The organism is Geobacillus stearothermophilus ATCC 12980 (genome assembly GCF_030369615.1).
Classification (GTDB): Bacteria; Bacillota; Bacilli; order Bacillales; family Anoxybacillaceae; genus Geobacillus; species Geobacillus stearothermophilus.
Genome location: NZ_CP128494.1, coordinates 312,442 through 331,427, shown reverse-complemented (window position 1 = coordinate 331,427; position 18,986 = coordinate 312,442). Strand labels below are relative to the sequence as shown.

The 18,986-nt window shown below is 51.1% G+C and carries 18 protein-coding genes and 2 pseudogenes; 11 read left to right on the top strand and 9 right to left on the bottom strand.

Features of this window, described 5'->3' with window-relative positions; genetic code table 11:
- Nucleotides 1–19: 19 nt before the first annotated feature.
- A complete protein-coding gene (locus tag QSJ10_RS01755; RefSeq protein WP_033013903.1) occupies nucleotides 20–556 on the bottom strand; it encodes an NfeD family membrane protein in 537 nt (178 codons plus the stop codon).
- Nucleotides 557–761: 205 nt separating this feature from the next.
- On the opposite strand from QSJ10_RS01755, the pseudogene QSJ10_RS01750 reads away from it, so the two are divergent.
- The 3 genes and pseudogenes from QSJ10_RS01750 to QSJ10_RS01740 all read left to right on the top strand — a co-directional run.
- A pseudogene (locus tag QSJ10_RS01750) lies at nucleotides 762–1,508 on the top strand (Rpn family recombination-promoting nuclease/putative transposase); the annotation flags it as partial.
- A 480-nt stretch (nucleotides 1,509–1,988) separates the two neighbouring features.
- Nucleotides 1,989–3,125, top strand: a complete 1,137-nt coding sequence (locus QSJ10_RS01745) for an IS110-like element ISGka2 family transposase (RefSeq protein WP_064213609.1) — start codon at nucleotides 1,989–1,991, stop codon at nucleotides 3,123–3,125.
- Between the two features lie 142 nt (nucleotides 3,126–3,267).
- A pseudogene (locus tag QSJ10_RS01740) lies at nucleotides 3,268–3,417 on the top strand (Rpn/YhgA-type helix-turn-helix domain-containing protein); the annotation flags it as partial.
- 100 nt (nucleotides 3,418–3,517) lie between these two features.
- On the opposite strand, the gene QSJ10_RS01735 reads toward QSJ10_RS01740, so the two are convergent.
- From QSJ10_RS01735 to QSJ10_RS01720, 4 genes are all read right to left on the bottom strand, one after another.
- Nucleotides 3,518–3,847 (bottom strand): Mpo1-like protein, encoded by a 330-nt coding sequence (locus QSJ10_RS01735; RefSeq protein ID WP_033013901.1) that lies wholly within the window; start codon nucleotides 3,845–3,847, stop codon nucleotides 3,518–3,520.
- 125 nt (nucleotides 3,848–3,972) lie between these two features.
- Nucleotides 3,973–4,488 carry a hypothetical protein gene (locus tag QSJ10_RS01730; protein ID WP_235597706.1) on the bottom strand — a complete coding sequence of 172 codons (516 nt, stop codon included), beginning with the start codon at nucleotides 4,486–4,488 and terminating at the stop codon, nucleotides 3,973–3,975.
- 352 nt (nucleotides 4,489–4,840) lie between these two features.
- Nucleotides 4,841–5,065 carry a transposase gene (locus QSJ10_RS01725; RefSeq protein WP_049625057.1) on the bottom strand — a complete coding sequence of 75 codons (225 nt, stop codon included), beginning with the start codon at nucleotides 5,063–5,065 and terminating at the stop codon, nucleotides 4,841–4,843.
- Nucleotides 5,062–5,592, bottom strand: a complete 531-nt coding sequence (locus tag QSJ10_RS01720; RefSeq protein ID WP_289493447.1) for a helix-turn-helix domain-containing protein — start codon at nucleotides 5,590–5,592, stop codon at nucleotides 5,062–5,064. Before QSJ10_RS01720 ends, QSJ10_RS01725 begins: the two co-directional genes overlap by 4 nt.
- Before the next feature lie 574 nt (nucleotides 5,593–6,166).
- Here QSJ10_RS01720 and QSJ10_RS01715 point away from each other — a divergent pair.
- Nucleotides 6,167–7,885, top strand: coding sequence for a M56 family metallopeptidase (locus tag QSJ10_RS01715; protein WP_033016956.1), 1,719 nt, complete (start codon nucleotides 6,167–6,169; stop codon nucleotides 7,883–7,885).
- Nucleotides 7,886–8,521: 636 nt separating this feature from the next.
- Here the strand turns inward: QSJ10_RS01715 and QSJ10_RS01710 are convergent.
- From QSJ10_RS01710 to QSJ10_RS01700, 3 genes are read right to left on the bottom strand one after another with little or no spacing between them, the layout of a single operon-like run.
- Nucleotides 8,522–9,727, bottom strand: coding sequence for a S1C family serine protease (locus QSJ10_RS01710; RefSeq protein WP_033016954.1), 1,206 nt, complete (start codon nucleotides 9,725–9,727; stop codon nucleotides 8,522–8,524).
- Nucleotides 9,708–9,893, bottom strand: coding sequence for a hypothetical protein (locus tag QSJ10_RS01705; protein WP_033016953.1), 186 nt, complete (start codon nucleotides 9,891–9,893; stop codon nucleotides 9,708–9,710). Before QSJ10_RS01705 ends, QSJ10_RS01710 begins: the two co-directional genes overlap by 20 nt.
- Nucleotides 9,894–9,916: 23 nt before the next feature.
- Nucleotides 9,917–10,342: a PepSY-associated TM helix domain-containing protein gene (locus QSJ10_RS01700; RefSeq protein WP_014194821.1), complete on the bottom strand. Its 426-nt coding sequence runs from the start codon at nucleotides 10,340–10,342 to the stop codon at nucleotides 9,917–9,919.
- A 179-nt stretch (nucleotides 10,343–10,521) separates the two neighbouring features.
- Here QSJ10_RS01700 and QSJ10_RS01695 point away from each other — a divergent pair, with 179 nt between their 5' ends.
- The 4 genes from QSJ10_RS01695 (at nucleotide 10,522) to QSJ10_RS01680 (ending at nucleotide 15,672) form a co-directional block, all read left to right on the top strand.
- Complete coding sequence (locus tag QSJ10_RS01695) at nucleotides 10,522–11,184, top strand: response regulator transcription factor (protein ID WP_033016949.1); 663 nt, start codon at nucleotides 10,522–10,524, stop codon at nucleotides 11,182–11,184.
- Nucleotides 11,174–12,547 carry a sensor histidine kinase gene (locus QSJ10_RS01690; protein ID WP_033016947.1) on the top strand — a complete coding sequence of 458 codons (1,374 nt, stop codon included), beginning with the start codon at nucleotides 11,174–11,176 and terminating at the stop codon, nucleotides 12,545–12,547. The genes QSJ10_RS01695 and QSJ10_RS01690 overlap by 11 nt, the downstream gene beginning before the upstream one ends.
- A 170-nt stretch (nucleotides 12,548–12,717) precedes the next feature.
- Nucleotides 12,718–13,287, top strand: coding sequence for a TetR/AcrR family transcriptional regulator (locus QSJ10_RS01685; RefSeq protein ID WP_033016946.1), 570 nt, complete (start codon nucleotides 12,718–12,720; stop codon nucleotides 13,285–13,287).
- 75 nt (nucleotides 13,288–13,362) lie between these two features.
- Nucleotides 13,363–15,672, top strand: coding sequence for a YhgE/Pip domain-containing protein (locus tag QSJ10_RS01680; protein ID WP_053532226.1), 2,310 nt, complete (start codon nucleotides 13,363–13,365; stop codon nucleotides 15,670–15,672).
- 198 nt (nucleotides 15,673–15,870) lie between these two features.
- Here QSJ10_RS01680 and QSJ10_RS01675 read toward each other — a convergent pair whose 3' ends face one another.
- Entirely contained in the window at nucleotides 15,871–16,218 is a 348-nt protein-coding gene (locus QSJ10_RS01675; RefSeq protein WP_053532225.1) for a hypothetical protein, read from the bottom strand.
- A 179-nt stretch (nucleotides 16,219–16,397) separates the two neighbouring features.
- Here QSJ10_RS01675 and QSJ10_RS01670 point away from each other — a divergent pair, with 179 nt between their 5' ends.
- The 3 genes from QSJ10_RS01670 to QSJ10_RS01660 all read left to right on the top strand — a co-directional run bounded on the left by QSJ10_RS01670 (nucleotide 16,398) and on the right by QSJ10_RS01660 (nucleotide 18,966).
- Complete coding sequence (locus QSJ10_RS01670) at nucleotides 16,398–16,922, top strand: hypothetical protein (RefSeq protein WP_033016940.1); 525 nt, start codon at nucleotides 16,398–16,400, stop codon at nucleotides 16,920–16,922.
- Complete coding sequence (locus QSJ10_RS01665) at nucleotides 16,882–17,535, top strand: PspA/IM30 family protein (protein ID WP_053532224.1); 654 nt, start codon at nucleotides 16,882–16,884, stop codon at nucleotides 17,533–17,535. Before QSJ10_RS01670 ends, QSJ10_RS01665 begins: the two co-directional genes overlap by 41 nt.
- Nucleotides 17,536–17,733: 198 nt before the next feature.
- Nucleotides 17,734–18,966, top strand: a complete 1,233-nt coding sequence (locus QSJ10_RS01660; protein WP_033016937.1) for an MFS transporter — start codon at nucleotides 17,734–17,736, stop codon at nucleotides 18,964–18,966.
- Nucleotides 18,967–18,986: the final 20 nt, after the last annotated feature.

Here is an 18,986-nt window from a genome sequence, read left to right as displayed (position 1 = left end):
CAAGTCCCCTTTCTTTGTTTTAGATGGAAAGGTGATACGGATCGTGCCTCGCCACCACAGCGACGCCGTTTTCCATTTGTACGATGATGACCTCTTCCCCTGACGGAATGGCCTCATTATTTGCGCTTTTCGCCGCTTTGGCCACCGCGCCGCTTTTACGGGAGATGAGAATTTCGCCCAACCCGTCAGGCGGCACCGAGACGATCACTTTAGCAAGCGCCCCCTCCAAATCGGCGTCCGTATACCCAAGTGACGCCTCAGCCGAACGGAGCGGCAAAAAAACGAAAAAGTGCAACAGCAACACAGCAACAAGCGCCACGCCGATGGCAAGCCACAGAACCAAGCTCGATGCCCAGTCTGTGTACCATTCCGCCAGCAATCCGACCGCGCTGCCAACAATGAAAAACGATAAAACTAACTGCGGACTGAACAGCGGATGATCAGCCACATCGAACAAACCGTCAAGCACATCGCTGAAGAAAAAATACAAAACCGTCAACAACGCACTGACGACAAGCACCCATCCGTACACAACTTCAGGCGAATGGCTGAACAACTCCCCTCCCTCCTTTCCCCTTCGCTTATACATACGGCGAAGGCAGCCGTTGGTTTCATCATTTTTCCAATGTCATCAAAATTCGACAATCCTCCCTGATTTCCTTCTTCTAACAGCAGAAAAAATGCAGGGAGACCGGCAGGATTTTGCATAGTGCAAGGCGAATCAAGCTATGCGAATCTAAAAACATATCGGGAGGAAGACCATGTCAGAAACGCGCATTGACCACGATCGGCTGTTTAAAGAGTTGTTGAGCACCTTTTTTGAAGAATTTGTTCTCCTCTTCTTTCCTCACGTACACGAACAGATTGACTTTCACTACCTTTCCTTTTTATCAGAAGAAGTGCTGACCGATGTCACCGCGGGTGAAAAACATCGAGTCGATTTATTGGTCGAGACGAAGCTGAGAGGAGAAGATGGACTGATCGTCGTCCACATCGAACATCAAAGCTACATCCAATCCTCGTTTTCAGAGCGAATGTTCATTTATTTCAGCCGCTTGTTTCAAAAACACCGCCGCCGCATTCTTCCGATCGCCATCTTCAGCTATGATGCCATCCGCGATGAACCATCTTCATTCACCGTTTCGTTTCCGTTTTTGACCGTTCTCGATTTCCGTTTTTTGACGGTGGAATTGTCCAAACTCCCATGGCGCACATACATCCGCCATGACAACCCGGTCGCCGCCGCCCTGTTAAGCAAAATGGGGTATAATGAAGAGGAGAAGGTGGAAGTGAAAAAGGAATTTTTGCGCATGCTCACCCGCCTCGAGCTCGATGAGGCGAGACAGCGTCTGTTGTTCGGCTTTTTCGAAACGTATTTGCGGTTATCGGAGGAAGAAGAAGTCCGACTGCGAGATGAGGTGAAGACCATGGAGGAAAAGGAGGCTGCCAAAGTCATGGAACTCATCGTGTCATACGAACAGAAAGGCATGGAAAAGTTCCATGAGCAATTTTTGCTCTCCACCCGGGCATGAAAATGACCGCTGAAGGCGCATGTATTTTCACGGAAAAGATCCATGGGCAGCACGCTTTGCCCTCCACCCAGGGATGAAAATCTCGCGTCAGTCCTGCATTTTCACGGAAAAGATCCATGGGCAGCACGCTTTGCCCTCCACCCAGGGATGAAAATCTCGCGTCAGTCCTGCATTTTCACGGAAAAGATCCATGGGCAATGGTTTGCCCTCCACCCAGGGATGAAAATCCCCCTTTTCTTCCCATAATGAAGAATAGGCGCAAACAGTTTAACAGGACGTTATGCTTAATGGTGGCTTAGACCCTGTACGGAAAAGTGTTTGAATCCACTGGGTGCACCACCCATTGTCCGCCCTTTCCCGATGCACAGGAAAGGTGACGACGAACGGAAAACTGCCGCATTTCTCCCGTGGATTCACTGTTTGCGCACTCGATCATCGAAAAGGAGGATTTTCATCATGGATGTCATCTATCCTCGCTGCGCAGGATTGGATGTTCATGCCGAAACCATCGTCGCCTGCGCGCTATGGGAAGAAGATGGACACATTCAAAAGGACATTCAAACCTTCTCCACGTTCTCGAAGGGACTTGGCGACCTGCTTGAGTGGCTCGAAGAACATGGGGTCACCCATGTCGCCATGGAATCCACCGGCGTGTATTGGAAACCGGTCTTCGCCTTCCTCGAGGGCTATGTCGACTTGACACTGGCCAATCCGCAGCGGATCAAAAATGTCCCGGGAAGAAAAACCGATGTCTCGGACGCCGAGTGGATCGCCAAGCTGCTCCGCCATGGACTCGTTGAAAAAAGTTTCGTCCCCCCAGCGGATATTCGCGAATTGCGGGATTTTACCCGCCTCCGCAAAAAGTGGGTCGGACAGCTGACTTCGGAGAAAAACCGGATTCAAAAAGTGCTCGAGTCTTCCAATGTCAAACTCGGCTCGGTCCTCTCCGATCTCTTCGGCGTTTCCGGAAAAGACATCCTCGCCCGGCTGCTCGAGAAGGGATACGTGGACAAGGACGAGTTGGATGAATGCCTGCGCGGCAGGCTCAAAAAGAAAAAGCAAGCGGTGTACGATTCGCTGCTCGGCACCTTGACCGAACACGAGCTCCGTCTCCTTCGCCTCTTGTGGAAACACGTTGAGGAATTGGAGCGGCTCATCGAAGAAGTCGACCAACACATCGACCGCCTGCTCGAGCCGTATCGCGAGGAAGTGAACCTGCTGATGACCATGCCCGGAGTGAAAAAACAAACCGCCGCCGTCATCATAGCCGAGATGGGAACCGACATGAGCGTCTTTGAAACGCCGGAACGGGCGGCTTCATGGACTGGATTGTCCCCCGGCAACCATGAAAGCGCCGGAAAGCGAAAGAGCACGCGCACGACAAAAGGCAATCCCCATCTCCGATCGGCGTTATGCGAGGCGGCATGGTCAGCAGCTCGATCCAAGACGCATCCCTTGTCCCGAAAGTTTTGGTCGTTGGCGGCCCGGTGCGGGAAGAAAAAAGCCCTCATCGCCATTGCTCGGCGGATGTTGGTGATCATCTTTTGCATGATCTCCCGCAAAGAGCCGTTCCGCCAACCACAACTTATTTAGTCTAGCCAAAAGGCAGACAGGTTATACGAGATGCCTAAAATCGGGCACCTCTGCTTTCCTATTGCCTTTTTTGGCCATTTTCAGTATACCCTCACGGATCAGGAGCGTATACCGCACTCACCAAGTGGTGGGGATTTTCACGGAAAAAGGAATGGAAAAAGGAATAGAGAAAGGAATGGAGAAAGCAAAGCTAGATGTTGCGAAACGAATGTTGGCAAAAGGATTTGATGCTGACACGATCCATGAACTGACCGGACTGCCGCTAGAAACGATTGAACAATTGAAGCCATGAGAAGGCAAACCCCTTCTCCCTGAATCATTCGAATGGCCGCCCCCACTCCTTCGAACTTTGAAACATCTTCAGGGAGAAGGCCTTTTCATCGTTCTTCGCTTTATTCCTCTGAAATCCCCAGCCGCTCCAATTCCCGCCCAAGCTGCCCCGTAAGCATGAGCCTGTACATGCGAAAATCGGCCCGAAGCGACCCAAACGGATGGCCGAAGGTGGCGGGCTTGTTTCCTTCGATGAAAAAGTGGCTGAACCAGGCGAGCGCATAGGCGGCGATTGGCGCGCCGAGCAACCACCACGCATTCCTCGTCGCGATCGCGATGATCACAAACAAAAACACGAAGCTCGTTCCGACAAAATGCCAACGCCTTGTCGCTCGTTTCCGGTGCTGGGTCAAATAAAAGGGCCAAAACTCTTCATAATCGCGGAATTCCATCTCCCTTTCCCCCTTCGACGGATGCGGCGCGCCGCCACGCCAGCGATGAACGTGGCGATGCCGACAGCCCAGTATCCAATCAACATCCATAACGGCATGCTCGGACCTATCGTTATCCCCTACTCCTATTGTATTTCATCCATCACCTGAAATGTCTGCAAGTTGTGCTTTTGCTTCGGCACGGTAAACTTGGCGGCAAGTTGGCCTGTACGAAGATGGAAAATGTTCATTTCTCCAGCATGGTCCGCCTTGTTCCCCTCCTGCGGCTCAAACAATGCATACACATAGTCGCCGTAAAACCGCGCTTCCCAGTATACCGACGGCAGCTCATGCTTCTCCATCACCTTAAACTGATCATTCAGCGCAAGCCATCCTGACTTTCCCCTTTGGACATAGCTCACCCACAGCGTGTCTCCCTTCACGTAAAGCTGATCGAACTGCGTCTCTTCTTGCCCCATGCCCCAATAGGCCACTCGCCATGAATGCGGATCCACGATGGTGAGGCGAGGTTTCGTGGCGATGACAAGGCGGCCGTGAAAGACCGCCATGGAGCGCGCGAAGGACGTAGGCAACGAAATTTCCTTCACTACGGAACCGCGCTGATCCAACACATACAATACACCGTGCTCCTGTTCCATCACATCAGCAAACACATAGAAATGCGGCCCTGCGCGCAAAACTTGAAGAATGTAAGGAGGGAACCGCTTCGAAAATAGCAATTTTCCCCCTTTCCGGACTTCTATATACATGCAACATGAAGAGTTAACTTCTCAGTCATCCTGCACACTCTAAGCGTTGCAGCACTTCCTGCGGACGTTCGTGGATGTCGTCCGCAAACCGAGCAATGGCCTGGACGATATCGTTTCGATGTTTGTGAAACACATTGGCGATCACGGTGTCTTTCAGCCATTTCCACAAGCTGAATGCGGGCGTGATCCAACACCAAGACGATGAGACGGTCTGGATAGCGCTCTTTGAGCATTCTCAAGAAATTCAAGAACGTCGCGGCATTGGCGCGGCAGTCGTTTGATGAAGCACCGTTTCGCCATCGTGGATGTTGACCGCGCCAAACCGCGATACGTGGGCATGATGGCCGAACGTCGGCACTTGTTTTTGGCGGCCGACTTCCGACCATGTGGACCGCAAGACATGGTAAGAGCGGATATGGGTTTCATCGATGTACAGAAGAACAGCATCTTCTGTCTCCTTGGTGATCAAGTTTTTTTTATCAGATCCATTTGTTTTTCAAATTGTTTTTGCTCATCCAGATTTCCTTTCGCCAGTGTGTACGTCGGTCGTGTCCACGACAGCCCTTTGCGGTGCAGGAGTTTTCGCAGCGCTTCGCGGGAAATGGAAACACCGAATTGCTTTGCGACATAGGATTGCAGGAGTTTGGTGTTCCACGCCGAAGCAACGTCCCAGCCCAGTTCCGCGGGAGTAGTGGTCAACACAAGCTGTTTGATCTCTTCCTGCTGTTCTTCGGTGAGAAACGGCTCCCGCCCGGGGGCGAAATCCCGATGAAGCAAGAGCTCCAGACCGCCTTCGTTGAACAGCGACACATAATGGGAAACGGTTTGTCGGCACACGTTGACCATGGAGGCCACCTCTTTGCCCAAATAGCCTTCCATGACGAGGCGAACCGCCATCACCCGTTGGCGAAGAAGGGTGTTTTTGATTTTCCGTTCCTGTTTGCGAAGTGTCCGAGGTGTCCATCCGTGATCGTTGGTGATTTTGAGACGTTTCATGCAGAATTCCGCTCCTTTTCCATGCTTTTCCTTAGGAGCAGTATAACCGGAGTGGGCACCGCTTATGCGAAGGTTAACTTTTCAATGAGCATGTATATACAATGAATGGTCAAAACATCAGCAACAATCTGCTGATCCATTCATGCAACGAACATACCAGGACACTGACCGCTCGCTTTCGTAAGCGTAAATCACGAATCATGCGGAAGACAACAACATGAGTCACACAAAAACGGGTCTCTTAATCATACGGTTCCTCTCCTACATGAATGATCGTTATCCGTTACATGTGAGGAAAATATTGTAGGTCATATTCATGTTCCCCAACAAGCGCAGTGGAGTGAAAAAAGAAAAAGATATACAAAACGAACCTGTTCCTGCTATAATGTCAATTGAAAAAAGAACCAATATTGGAGAAAAACGTTCATGAACGTTCAACAACATGCCATTGTCAACCACCTACATGTAGAATGGACGAATTTCGTTACCAATGGGTGTTAGTGGATTTACTTAAGTGATAAATAATGACTAGGGGTTTTCTTGCACTTTTTCAACTAGACAGGGGGAGCAACAGATGCCAGATGTGACTATATCGATTTGGACTGCTGCAATCGGCTTTTTTCTCGGTTTCTTGGCATACTTTTTTAAAAAATGGTGTCCTTCTTTATATGTACATATCCTCACTGCGATACTCGGAATCGGATGGATCGTCTATGTGTTCTTAGATCAAGGGTTTATAAAAACGGTGCCCATTTTTTTTATATTTGGATTTAGCTTTTTTAGCTCTCCGGTACCGGAAAGAAGCAAAACCCAATTGAAAGAGATCATCGATCAACTAAAAGAACAAGGTGCGAGAGAAATAGTCTTGTCTAAAAATAAAGAGCGCCTATTAGCGGATTTGTTATTTTCCGGATTTTTCATCGTCATTGCTGTTCTTTATTTCCTTTTCGGGCCGAATTCCGCGATTACGTTCATCCTTTTATATAGCTTCATCTCTCTTTTTGTTGGGCTGACAAAAAGAGTGGGACTGCTTCGCTCTCTCCGCCTTTTTTACGCAGAACACGAAGAAGCATTATATGCTGTATCTTTGTTTGAAACCAAAAAATATCCATTGAAGGAACTTTCAGAAGTAAGCGTTCAGACAAGGCCGGATGTGTTGCAACTATTCCAGCTTTTTTCTTTGTTCTCTCCTAATATCGACTATACGACCAGCATGGGGAAAACGTGGAAGTTATCTTTTTCCGGTGAAAAAGTTTATCTCACCCCTGATCCATTAGAATCGATGGATTTTCTCCTTAAAGGAGAAATACATAAAATGGAAGAGTTCGAAGTAAAGCCTTTTTATCATCCGAAAAATTGGAAACGACTTTTAGGAAAATGGTATTTTGCAGCAACGGTGAAAGGGGTGGGAGCTTATGCAGCCCTTCTCACACTGTTTACTTTGCTGGGGATCGGGCCGATCGCAACAACCGCTGTTATTATACTATTTTGGATATTCAATCTATGGATTTCGGATCGCGTATTGAAAATCGCTTTAGATATGAGGAAAATAGACGATCCCGATTTGCTGCCCATCATCGAGAAAGTCTTTTCACGTGCCGGCCTTTCTCATGTTGATATTTATGTTACGGAATCGGCCGAATATAACGGTTTTGCGATAGGTGCGAATATTGGTCGATCATTGGTAGCGTTAACTTCAGAAACGCTGAAACTTCCCCATGAAGCCATTGAAGGCATTTTGGCTCATGAGGCGATTCATGTGAAAAAGCGAGATGTCTTGATAGGACAGTTATTGCGATTTGCGTTGATTGGGTTAGTTTTTGCTGGTGTTTTCCTTATCCATGAAGCCTTTCCAAATTGGCTAGAACATAATCAAATCTTTGTTTTTCTCGGCCTATGGCTCTTGATTTTTCTGCTTCCTGCTTTCCAATCTCTATTCACACAGTGGATGGAAGTCCGGGCAGATCATTTAGGAGCAACGCTGTTGGACGGTGGGAATGCTCAAATGGCTAACAGTTTGACGATCCTGTGTGAATATCAAGATCGAGCATTGGAAAAGTCTGTAGGATACCACATTGATTTTAAAAACGAGCAAGAAGCAAATAAAAAGGACAAAAAAATCTCTTCCTTAGAAAGAGATTCTTGGTTTTTTAGATTTTTGGAATTCCAGTTTATGCCCCATCCGCCCATGTATTGGCGTGTTCATGCGCTTCAAACAACAGAAACCGAATGGAGCATCAGGAAAATCAAATTATGGTGGTGCAGCCGCTTCCGAGAGTCGTTGCCCAATTGAAACCGTAGGTGAGCAAACTTACTCATCTCCATGGACAACTGAGATCCCTTCGTGAGACTTCGCTGTTGTACATATGAGGCACGAACGTCCTTGTGGCTCGTAGTAGGCACGCCTATTCTAGCCAAGGAATTCGGTTCGTGTCTCTTTTTCAAAATACAGAACTGACGCGTGATTTTCATCCCCGGATGGAGGGCAAAGCGTGCTGCCCATGGATCTTTTCCGTGAAAATGCGCCGCCTTGATCAGTCATTTTCATGCCAGAGTGGGGAGCAAGGCTTGCTCATGAATGTTTTTAGTTGTAAATCGATTAGATAGTTGGCTCATTTATCGTTATAGAAACTTTCATAAATTGCACGAATTCAGATAGAATATGGCTAGAACGGACACCTTCGGAACGAAGGGAAGCGTAAAGGGTTCTTGTGTGTGGCTTACCGTTCAGCGAACACACACAAGTCGCTTGAAGCCCCCACCTCTAAGCGAAGCGTAGGTGGTGGGTAGTTCACTATAGCGAAACAAACAGACCAACAGCGGCATTCCATGAACAAGCAGCGGACAAGCCGATATACATGGTCGAAATGCCAAACGTAAAAACAGCGCCCCTTCCCCGCCGATTCGCTGGAAAAGAGGCGATGTCTTCTTATGACTGTCTGCTGTCTCTCGATTTTAAGGTGACGGATACGGTCGTCTCAAACCCGTCGCGATAGATCGTCAGTTTGATGCGATCACCGACCGCTGTTTTCGTGTACAAATAGTTGCGCAACGCGCTGACGCTGTCGATTTTCTCCCCGTTGATCGCCGTGATGACGTCTTTCGATTTCAATCCGGCCTCGGCGGCTGGGGAGAACGGTTCGACGGACGTGACGGCCGCCCCGCTTGTGATGTTCGACGGCAATTTCAATTCATTCGTGCGGACATCATCGGACAAATCCGCCACATCGACAAGCTGGACGCCAAGGTACGGGCGTTTGATTTTCCCGTCTTTCATGAGCTGTTGGACGATCGGTTTGACGTTTTCGCTCGGGATCGCAAAGCCGAGCCCTTCGACGCCCGTTTCGGCGATTTTCATGCTGTTGATGCCGATCACTTGCCCCGCGCTGTTGATGAGCGCCCCACCGCTGTTGCCCGGGTTGATCGCGGCGTCCGTTTGGATGACGTCAATTTCCCAATCGCCCGCTGAGGTCGAAACAGGCATCGTCCGCTTGCCGCTGACGATCCCTTCCGTCACCGTCCGCGACAAATCAAGGCCGAGCGGGTTGCCGATTGCCGCGACAGGCTCGCCGATTTTCACCTTCGACGAGTCGCCGAAGCTCGCCACTTTCGTCACCCCTTCAACGGGGATTTTCAAGACGGCAAGGTCGGTGAGTGCATCCGCGCCGACGATGTCGGCTTTCACTTTTTTGCCGTTCGGAAGCGCCACTTCGACTTTGTTTGCCCCTTCAATGACATGGTTGTTCGTCACAATGTAGGCCGCATTGCCTTCTTTTTTAAAGATGACGCCCGACCCCGTCCCCGCTTCCGTATCTTGCGCTTGTTCGGAGAAAAAGTCGACTTGTTTTTGAATGTTGACGACGCCGACGACCGCATCGGCCACTTTATTAATGGCAGCGATCATGTTCGTGTTGACGTTCGCCGTCGGCTGCAGCGGCAGCGCCTCGCTTTTTGCGGTCGTTTCCGCTGTTTCCGTTTGGGAATTCGTTTCTTCATGCATCCATTTCGGCGCCACATACCACGTCGCCGCGCTCCCAATCACCGCCCCTGCGACGGAAGCGGCGAGCCACGATACGAAGCGGCCGCGGCGTTTCGGTTCTGGCGTTGGGGTTGGTTCAAATGGCATCATGTCCATTTGTCCTCTCCTCCTTCATGATCCATGATGGAATATGCAGCATCTTCGAGCGAATGGCCGCCAAGCAGTGAAATGGCGGGCGAAATACGACGATGCCACCGACATCGATCGGCCTTGCATAAAGAGAAGACCAGCGTCGCTGTTTCTTCCGGTTGTTCTGATGCATCGTTTCATCCCTTCCTGCATACGTTATGTTGTCTCCGGCGCTGGCGTCATCCGCTTCTGCTTCCGCCTCCGTCCCGCTGCGAGCGTGCGGATCGACAGGAAAATCCCCGTCGCGGTCAAAATGATCATCGCCACCGCCGCGACATCAACCGCCCAGCGGATGTCAAGCGAACCGATTCTCCCTTCGTGCAGCTGGCGGACGAACATCATGAGCGACGATCCGCCTCCCTCGGCGCGCGGTGCCATCGGGGCCGTAGATGCCCCCGCTCCCGACGTCTGCCCCGCCCCGAACGCGTTCATTCTTTCCTGCGCGGCGCGGTGCATCTCGCCGCGCTCCGCCTGACCGATCAGCCACGGCTCGGATAGAAGGAGCCCCGTCACCGCCTCAACAAGCAAAAAGATCGAACTGATCAGCCCAATCCAAAGATGCAAATTCCTCATTTTCCTCATCGCCGTTTGCCTCCTTTTCCTCTTCGTCCATCATGATAGCCAAGGAAGGTGAAAAAATGGTGAAAATTCTTTTTGAGAGAACAGCCTTCTGCGCGGCGAATGGGCTGCGTTTTCACCGTTTTTTCACGAACGATTTGATATGATTAAGAAGGAAGAGAGACAGAACGGGAGGAATGGCGATGAAAATTTTGCTGGCCGAGGACGATCTTCACCTAGGGGAGCTGATCGTTCACTTATTGAAAAAGAAAGGGATCGACCATATCGATTGGGTGCAGGAAGGGGAAGATGCGTACGACTACGCGCTCGCCGAGTTTTACGATGTCGTCGTGCTCGATTGGATGCTTCCAAACGGCGATGGGGTGGACATTTGTCGACGGTTGAGGCAAAACGGCTACACAGGCGCGATTTTGATGCTGACGGCGAAAGACGCCGTCCACGACCGCGTCACCGGGCTTGAGGCGGGAGCGGACGATTACTTGGTCAAACCGTTTGAAATCGACGAGCTCGTCGCGCGGCTCAAGGCGCTCGCACGGCGCACGTTCGTCCCGCTCCAAGAGGAAAAAGTGGCGTTTCACGGCTTCACCTTAAACCGGACAAGCCATACGCTCCATCGCGGCGATGAAGAGATTTTCCTCACTCCACGCGAGTTTCAGCTTCTCGATTTGCTCGTGCAAAACCAAGGGCAAGTCGTGCCGCGCGAAACGATATTGGACCGCGTTTGGGGGTGGGATGCCGATGTGTCAATGAAAACGATCGACGCGACAATCAAGCTATTGCGCAAAAAGTTGAAAGACGATGTCATCCAAACCGTTCGAGGAGTGGGGTATAAAATTGAAAAATAACTGGAGGGAATGGCGCGGCTGGCTGCGCCGCCTAGGAAGCGCCGACTTGTTCCGCCGCGCCCATTGGCGGCTGACAGCGCTCTACAGCGGCATTTTCACGTTGTTTCTCGCCTTGTTTGTCATGATCGCCGCGGCCTTGTTTTACTGGATTGCTACCTCTGACCAAGAGCGGCGCATCAGCCGCCTCGCCGAGCAAGAGGCGAATACGATCGAGCAGTTTTTACTGAAGCAGAGCGATTTTGACTTGTTTCATGACGAAAGCGTCGTCCTGCTTAGTGAAGATCAACTTTTCTTTTACGTAATCGGCCCAAACGGCGATCTGCTTGCTGGGGATGAAATTCATCCGCGCCTGCGCCCGTATTTTTTGAACGTCTTGTCCCGTATGGACACAGGCGAGCGCACCCCTGTATATGTGACCGTGTCGCTGCCCGAGCATATGCCTGGCCTCGCGCGCGAAGCGGCCCGCGACTGGCGCGTGCTCGCCGCCGCCCGTCCGCTCGTCATCCACGGCGATTTCGTGGGCATGCTGTATATCGGCATGGACGTCACGTCGTTTTTCGGCGTGTTCCATTGGCTGCTCATTGTGCTCATCGGCTTATCGGTGCTGTTTCTTGCCGTCGGCGTGGCGCTCAGCTTCTTTATGTCCAAGCGCGCGCTCGCACCGATTGAAGAAGCGTACGAGCGGCAGCGCCAGTTCGTCGCCGACGCCTCTCATGAGCTGCGGACGCCGCTCAGCGTCGTCTTCTCGTCCGTCGAGGCGCTTGCGCTTGAGGAGGATGTGATGAAAAACGACTTTGCCCACCGCCTGCTCGACCGCCTGCGTGACGAATTGAAGCGAATCACGAAACTGATGAACGACTTGTTGACGCTCGCCCGCGCGGATGCGAAACACGCCGCGCTGGAGCTTTCAAAACAAACGTTCGATTTCCGCCCGCACGCCGAGCGCACGTTCCAGCTCATGTCGGAACTGGCGGCGAAAAAACAGATTACAATGCATTTTCACGCTCCCGAGCAAGCGCTCGTCACCGCTGACCCGGACAAATTGACGCAGCTATTGTACATTTTGCTCGACAACGCGATCAAATACACCCCCGAAGGCGGCGAGGTGACGCTGTCGATCCGCACCGAGCCAAAGCACGTGTTCCTTTCCGTCAAAGACACCGGCATCGGCATCCCGCCGGAAGACATCGGCCGCATTTTCGACCGCTTTTACCGCGTCGACAAAGCGCGCTCGCGCCAACAAGGCGGCCACGGCCTCGGGCTGTCGATCGCCAAATGGATCGTCGACGCCCACGGCGGCGCGATCCACGTCCATAGTCAAATCGGGGAAGGAACCGAATTTCTTGTTCGTCTTCCTTGCTAAATCCGGGGGACAAAACAGCAAGGCCAAGGCTTCCTTCCCCCAACAGAACGCGCCGTCGAGTGAGAAAAATGAAACATAAATATTGCTGTTGCGAATCGAACGTATTCATGTTATGATTTAAAACGTGATGACCAAATCGTCCATTTAGTCAAAACAAAGGATGAATGCCCATGTCGGATAAAAAACAACAAATTATTGATGCCGCCACCAAATCATTTTCGCTGTTCGGCTACAAAGCAACGACAATGGATCAAGTAGCGAAGATGGCTAATGTCGGGAAAGGAACGATTTATACATTTTTCAAAAGCAAAGAAGAGCTGCTTGACCATATCGTTTCCTCTGTTATATCCGAAATTAAGCATGAAGCGGATGCGGCTATGGATGATCGTTTGTCGTTCAGCGAAAACGTCCAACGCGCCTTGCAACGTATTTTTACGTTCCGCCAGGAACATGAATTAACCATCAAACTTTTGCAGGAAGTTCGCGATATTGGCACCGCAGCTGTACGAGAGGTGATGAAACGCCTTGATCGCGAAATGATTGCCTATATTCGCGAAAAAATTGAAGAAGCGATGGCAAAAGGGGAAATTCGCCCTTGCGATCCTGAGTTGACGGCATTTTTCATGTTTAAAATGTACATCGCACTAAGCATTGAATGGGAAAAAGAGCACGAACCATTGTCTCAACAAACCATTGCCGAACTGTTTGATCTGTATTTGCTGAAAGGATTGTCTCCATGATAATCCTTCACTTTTTGGGCTAAAAATGACTAAATGGACGAATCAGTCATAATTATACACAAAGGAGGTTCGGGCATGCACGCATTTCAATTATGGTTGAAAGAATGGAAGGCCATTCTGACCAACCGCAAAGTACTGATTCCTGTCATAGCTGTATTATTCATCCCTCTTCTATACAGCGGCATGTTTCTATGGGCATTTTGGGATCCATACAATCATTTGGATGAACTTCCCGTCGCTGTAGTCAACCAAGACAAAGGGGCAATGCTCGACGGAAAGGAGATTCATCTTGGAAAAGATCTCGTCGAGAAGTTAAAAGAGAACAAACAGTTTGACTGGCATTTTGTAACCGAACATGAAGGGGAAAAAGGGTTAAAAGAACAAAAATATTATATGCTCATTCAAATCCCTGACGATTTTTCCCGGAATGCGACAACGCTGCAAGACGATCATCCGAAAAAACTGGAGCTCATTTACAAACCGAATGAGGGATTTAACTTTCTATCGGCACAAATCGGTCAAACTGCAGTTGAAAAAATAAAAAACGAAGTAGCGAACGCCATAACAGAAACATATGCCGAAAGCATGTTTGATACGATTCAAACCGTCGCTGACGGATTGACAAAAGCGAGCGACGGAGCCGCACGACTGCATGACGGACTCAGCCAAGCACAAAACGGAACAAACCGACTGTATGATGGCATGAAAAAAGCACAAGACGGAAGTGAAACGTTATATCACCATTTAGCGACACTCGCGGAAAAATCCGTGAGCTTTACTGACGGACTGCACCAAGCTGCCAGTGGCTCATTGCAAGTTCAAACCGGAATCGAAACGCTTTACAACGGGATGAAACAAATGACCACTGGGCAAGAGAAACTCCTCTCCGGAGCCAAGCAGGCTCAACAAGGAACAGCGAATCTTGCTTCAGGGACAAGACGCGTATATGAGGGGATGCAAGCGCTCGACGCCCGCATTCCGCAACTTTTGCAGGGTTCGGAACAATTAAGCGGGGGAGCCGAAAAGCTAGCATCGTCGCTTGCGCAATGGCAACAAGGGGCGGCTCGGGTTCAAACAGGGGCGACCCAAGTAACAGGCGGGCTTGAACAGTTAGCGGCGCAGCTTGATGCACTCATTGCTCAAACCCCCGATCCGACACAAAAGGCGGTGTATAAGCAGCTAAAGGAAAATGTTGGGGAATTATCATTCGGAAGCAAACAAGTCGAAAACGGCATTGCACAGTTAAATAGCAGCGCCCAATCGTTGCACTCTGGAGCCTCTTCTTTGCACGAAGGAGCCCGACGGCTGCACGAAGGGCATATCGCTCTCGATCGCGGAGTCGACAAACTGCTTGCCGGTCAACAACAACTTGTCAATGGCGCAGACGCACTGGCGAATGGCCAAGAACAACTCGTCAGCGGCATGAACACAATGTATGAAAAAATGCAAGAAGCTGCACAAGGAGCAAGCCAGCTTGCCCATGGCAGTGGAACACTTTCTTCAGGCCTGCAAACATTGGCTCAAGGAGCAGATCAGCTTCAAGATGGCACGCGTCGGTTGGCAAACGGTTCACAACAAGTAGCGGATGGAACGAAGAAATTAACGAACGGGACAAAACATTTGCAAGATGGTGTCAACCAACTGACAGACGGCTCAAAAGAATTGGCGAATAAGTTGAAAGAAGGAGCCGAACAAGCAAGCGATGTCAAGGCCAATGAGGCTGTCTACGACATGTTTGCCCAACCAGTGAATCTCCACAAGGAAGAAATCAATAAAGTGCCGAACTACGGAACAGGGTTTACGCCGTACTTCTTGTCACTCGGATTGTTTGTGGGTGCGCTGTTGCTTTCCATCGTCTTTCCGCTTCGCGAACCAGCAGGGGTTCCACGTTCGCCATTGCATTGGTTTTTGGCTAAATTCGGCGTCTTGATCGGCGTTGGGATTTTGCAAGCACTGCTGGCGGATGTCGTGTTGCTGGTTGGACTCGATTTACACGTAAAAAGCGTCCCGCTCTTTATCGTGTTTAGCATTGTCACTAGCATCACATTTTTATCTGTCATTCAATTTCTTGTTACCGTGTTCGGCGATCCAGGAAGATTTATCGCGATTGTCGTGCTGATTTTGCAATTGACAACAAGCGCGGGAACATTCCCACTCGAACTGATTCCACACTCGTTGCAACACTTTAACGCATGGCTTCCGATGACGTATTCGATTTTCGGATTGAAAGCGGTCATCTCAAGCGGTGATTTCTCGTTTATGTGGGAAAACCTCAGCAAGCTGCTTCTATTTGTTGTTGCCATGATGATGGGAACACTCGTTTATTTGACTATCCAACATCGCCGCCAATTTGCAACAGTCATCGAACAAGCTTCTGAAGCGTAATTGCTTCAGAAGCTTGTTTTTTTCTATCGACCCTTGCCATCGTTATCATTCTTTCATGATGTTTCTCCGATGCAAGGGACGATGATGGAGAACAGTTTTTCATGTTCTTCCTCACATTTCAACTAATGATTCTTGAACGGTGAGACAGGCGTTATGAGCCGCTTCAGCGTTTTTTCGCAAACGGAACGTCGCCCTGCTTCAGGCGATGCAACAGGTGGAGGGCGTGGAGAATGCCAAATATATCAACGCATTCACAACCGCGTTGATATACTGCATAACCAAGTCTCCGACATCGCGGATTTCGATGGGAAACAGGCGGATGATGAGGACAGACACCGCGATGATGGGGAACGAACCGATCAGAGTACCGCCGAACCGCGCCTGCGGATGCCATCGAATTCTCGATAGGCCGACGATCAACGAACCGATGGCAACCCCCAAAAACGAGCCGTACGCATAATATCCAACATAAAACGTCGGAAACAAAAAGGAAAACCACAACACCAACAAAGCGCCGCCCACATCAACCCCATACGACCGAACCACGTCTTTCCTTCCTCCCCCGTCATGTCATGCGAACATCACCGTTCATCTCGCGGCTCCCCCCTAATGGATGATATGCTCAAAACCCCTTCAAAAAACATTCGCTTTTCACCTAATTTTCTCCTTCCCCTTCTACAATACAAACCGTAAGCCAGTCCACCACACAAAAGGAGGTGACGAGATTGAAGAAAGCTCGGGCAGTTTTTCTGCTCGCCCTTGTTGCCCTTGCAGGGGTCAGCCTGTTTCACATTCTCACTCCGCATGAAGTGATGGCGCACGGGCGGCCGGGCGCTCCGTTTGACGGCATGCCGGGCGGATTCGGTCATCCCCATCGGGAGTTCATCATGGAGCAGCGTGGAGGCTGGATGATGCCGATGTTGTTCCTAAAGTGGCTCATCCCTCTTTTGCTTGCCGCTGCCGGGGCCGTATGGCTCGCCGCGGCGCGGTCGAAGCGCTGGATCGGCTGGGTGCTCGTCACGCTCGGAATTGCGGCGTTGCTGCCGAAATGGGTGTTGCTTTTGCTTGCACTGGCCGCGGTGTACGCCTTGGGACGTCGCCAAGCGCGCAAACCATCTGCTGTTGAGGTGTTGATGCCAGCGGCGCCATTCGTTTCCACCGATTGGCTTGATGAATGGAAAAAAACGATTCAAAAGGAGGCACAAACAAATGGGCATTTTTCGCCGAATGAAGACGATCGTTCTCGCTGAAGTGAACGAACAAATCGACCGCTGGGAAGACCCTGTCGCCATGACGAAACAATATTTGCGCGAACTTGAAGAACAGCTCGAACGACGGCGCCAGGCGCTCGCCCAGCAATGGGTCGCCGAGCAGCGCTATGAGACGCTCATCGCCCAAGCGGAGGCGACGATTGAAAAACGGAGCCGCCAAGCGAAACTGGCGCTCGAGCGCAACGAAGAAGCCGTCGCCAAACTCGCCTTGCGCGACAAGCTGTTGTATGAGAAAAAACTGGAGGCGTACAAACAACAATACGACGCCATCAAAGCGAAAACAGCCGAAGTCGCCAACCGTCTAAACCAACTGCGCGAGCGGTACGACGAGCTCGCAGCTAAGCAGCTGGAGCTCGCTACCCGCGTTAACGCCGCGCAAGCGTTGAAGCAAATCGACTCGGCGCTCGCCTCCTTTTCCGCCGACGAGGCGCTGCGCGGCTTTGTCCGCATAGAAGAGCGCGTCATCGCCTTAGAAGCCGAGGCAGCCGCTGTCCGATTCGGAACGAACGTCGTGTTGTCCCCTGTGCCATTTGATGAAGAAGTCGAACGTGAGTTAGCCAAGTGGAAAGAAGCCCAAGCCAATAACGCCTAATCTCCTCCCCCTTTGACATAGATGACCCCCTTGCCGGGCAGGCAAGGGGGATGGTGTTTGTTCAGGGAAATGACACCGCTCCCCACCGTCGCACGGCCTGACTCTCGCTTTCCCCGTTCGGAAGCAAAATCGTTTCCTTTGTTTTCCCATCGTGGTAAAATCATTATAGAAACGAAATAATATAGGAGATGACCTCCTATGAACTGGAAGCGAAGCGTCCGCGTTCTTTGGCTGTGCAATTTCATGGTGTCGGCGGGAATGACGATGGTCATTCCGTTTTTGTCGCTGCTGTTGTGGGAAATGGGCGTCACCGAGCACCATTCGTTGAGCGTCTGGACCGGTCTTGTCTTTTCGGCGACGTTTTTGTCGGCGGCCATCATGGCGCCGATTTGGGGCATGTTCGCCGACAAGTACGGCCAGCGCGCCAACCTCATCCGCGCGGGGATCGGCATGGGCTTGATCACCGGATGCATGGCGTTCGCCGCCTCACCGATGGCGCTGCTTGCTCTCCGATTTCTTGTCGGCTTTTTCTCTGGATTTATCACTGTCTCGTTTTCATACTTGGCCCGCGTTGTGCCGAGAGACCATAGCGGCGAGGCTCTCGGGACGCTGCAGACGGGAAGCATCGCCGGCAACATCATCGGACCTCTCATCGGCGGCGCCTTATCCGACCTGTTCGGCTTCCGCCCGGTGTTTCTCGTGACCGGGCTTTGCATTTTACTGACGCTCTTACCGGTCATTTTTTGGCTCGAAAAAGATCCCGTCGTGCCGCAGACAAAAGAAAACAAGGCCAGCTTCAAAGAAGTATTCAGACACCGGCCGCTCATCGTCTTATTTATCGCCACGTTTCTCGTGCAAATTGCGGTTCTTGGCGTCAACTCGATGATGACGATTTTTGTCCAGTCGCTCGTCGGCCATTCTCGCAATCTCGCCTTTCTATCCGGCCTCGCCTCGTCGATCACCGGCATCGCGACGATCATCGGCGCACCGTACTTAGGGAAACTCGGCGACCGGATCGGGCAGGAGAAAACATTACCGATACTGCTTGTGCTGTCCGGCTTGTTCGCCTTGCCGCAAGTATGGACGGACCATCTTTATGAATTGTACGTCTGGCGCTTCTTGCAAGGGCTTGTCGTCGGCGGGGTATGGCCTGCCCTTCAAGCGCTGATCAACGCGCAATGCCCGCGCCGCATCCAAGGCCGCGTGTTCGGCGTCACAGCCAGCTCCCGCTTTCTCGGCAACCTCGCTGGTCCGACGGCAGCGGGAGCCATCGCAGGATTCGCATCCATTTCGGCCATTTTCGCCTTGTCAGGGCTGCTCCTCATCGCCACAGGGGCTTTGGTCGGATCCACCACCCACGACCGCGCATGGCGTGAAGACATGAAAGAAAAAATCGCCGCCTGGGCGCACCGCCTTCACATCCGCCACTGACAGCGCGGCCAAGATCATAA

What these genes read in the sequence shown, in the direction of transcription:
- QSJ10_RS01710 (WP_033016954.1), bottom strand. Translation starts at nt 9,727, where the DNA reads ATGGACATGATGCCATTTGAACCAACCCCAACGCCAGAACCGAAACGC.
- QSJ10_RS01695 (WP_033016949.1), top strand. Translation starts at nt 10,522, where the DNA reads ATGAAAATTTTGCTGGCCGAGGACGATCTTCACCTAGGGGAGCTGATC.
- QSJ10_RS01660 (WP_033016937.1), top strand. Translation starts at nt 17,734, where the DNA reads ATGAACTGGAAGCGAAGCGTCCGCGTTCTTTGGCTGTGCAATTTCATG.
- QSJ10_RS01700 (WP_014194821.1), bottom strand. Translation starts at nt 10,342, where the DNA reads ATGAGGAAAATGAGGAATTTGCATCTTTGGATTGGGCTGATCAGTTCG.
- QSJ10_RS01680 (WP_053532226.1), top strand. Translation starts at nt 13,363, where the DNA reads ATGCACGCATTTCAATTATGGTTGAAAGAATGGAAGGCCATTCTGACC.
- QSJ10_RS01685 (WP_033016946.1), top strand. Translation starts at nt 12,718, where the DNA reads ATGTCGGATAAAAAACAACAAATTATTGATGCCGCCACCAAATCATTT.
- QSJ10_RS01745 (WP_064213609.1), top strand. Translation starts at nt 1,989, where the DNA reads ATGGATGTCATCTATCCTCGCTGCGCAGGATTGGATGTTCATGCCGAA.
- QSJ10_RS01720 (WP_289493447.1), bottom strand. Translation starts at nt 5,592, where the DNA reads ATGAAACGTCTCAAAATCACCAACGATCACGGATGGACACCTCGGACA.
- QSJ10_RS01705 (WP_033016953.1), bottom strand. Translation starts at nt 9,893, where the DNA reads ATGCATCAGAACAACCGGAAGAAACAGCGACGCTGGTCTTCTCTTTAT.
- QSJ10_RS01665 (WP_053532224.1), top strand. Translation starts at nt 16,882, where the DNA reads ATGGGCATTTTTCGCCGAATGAAGACGATCGTTCTCGCTGAAGTGAAC.
- QSJ10_RS01715 (WP_033016956.1), top strand. Translation starts at nt 6,167, where the DNA reads ATGCCAGATGTGACTATATCGATTTGGACTGCTGCAATCGGCTTTTTT.
- QSJ10_RS01735 (WP_033013901.1), bottom strand. Translation starts at nt 3,847, where the DNA reads ATGGAATTCCGCGATTATGAAGAGTTTTGGCCCTTTTATTTGACCCAG.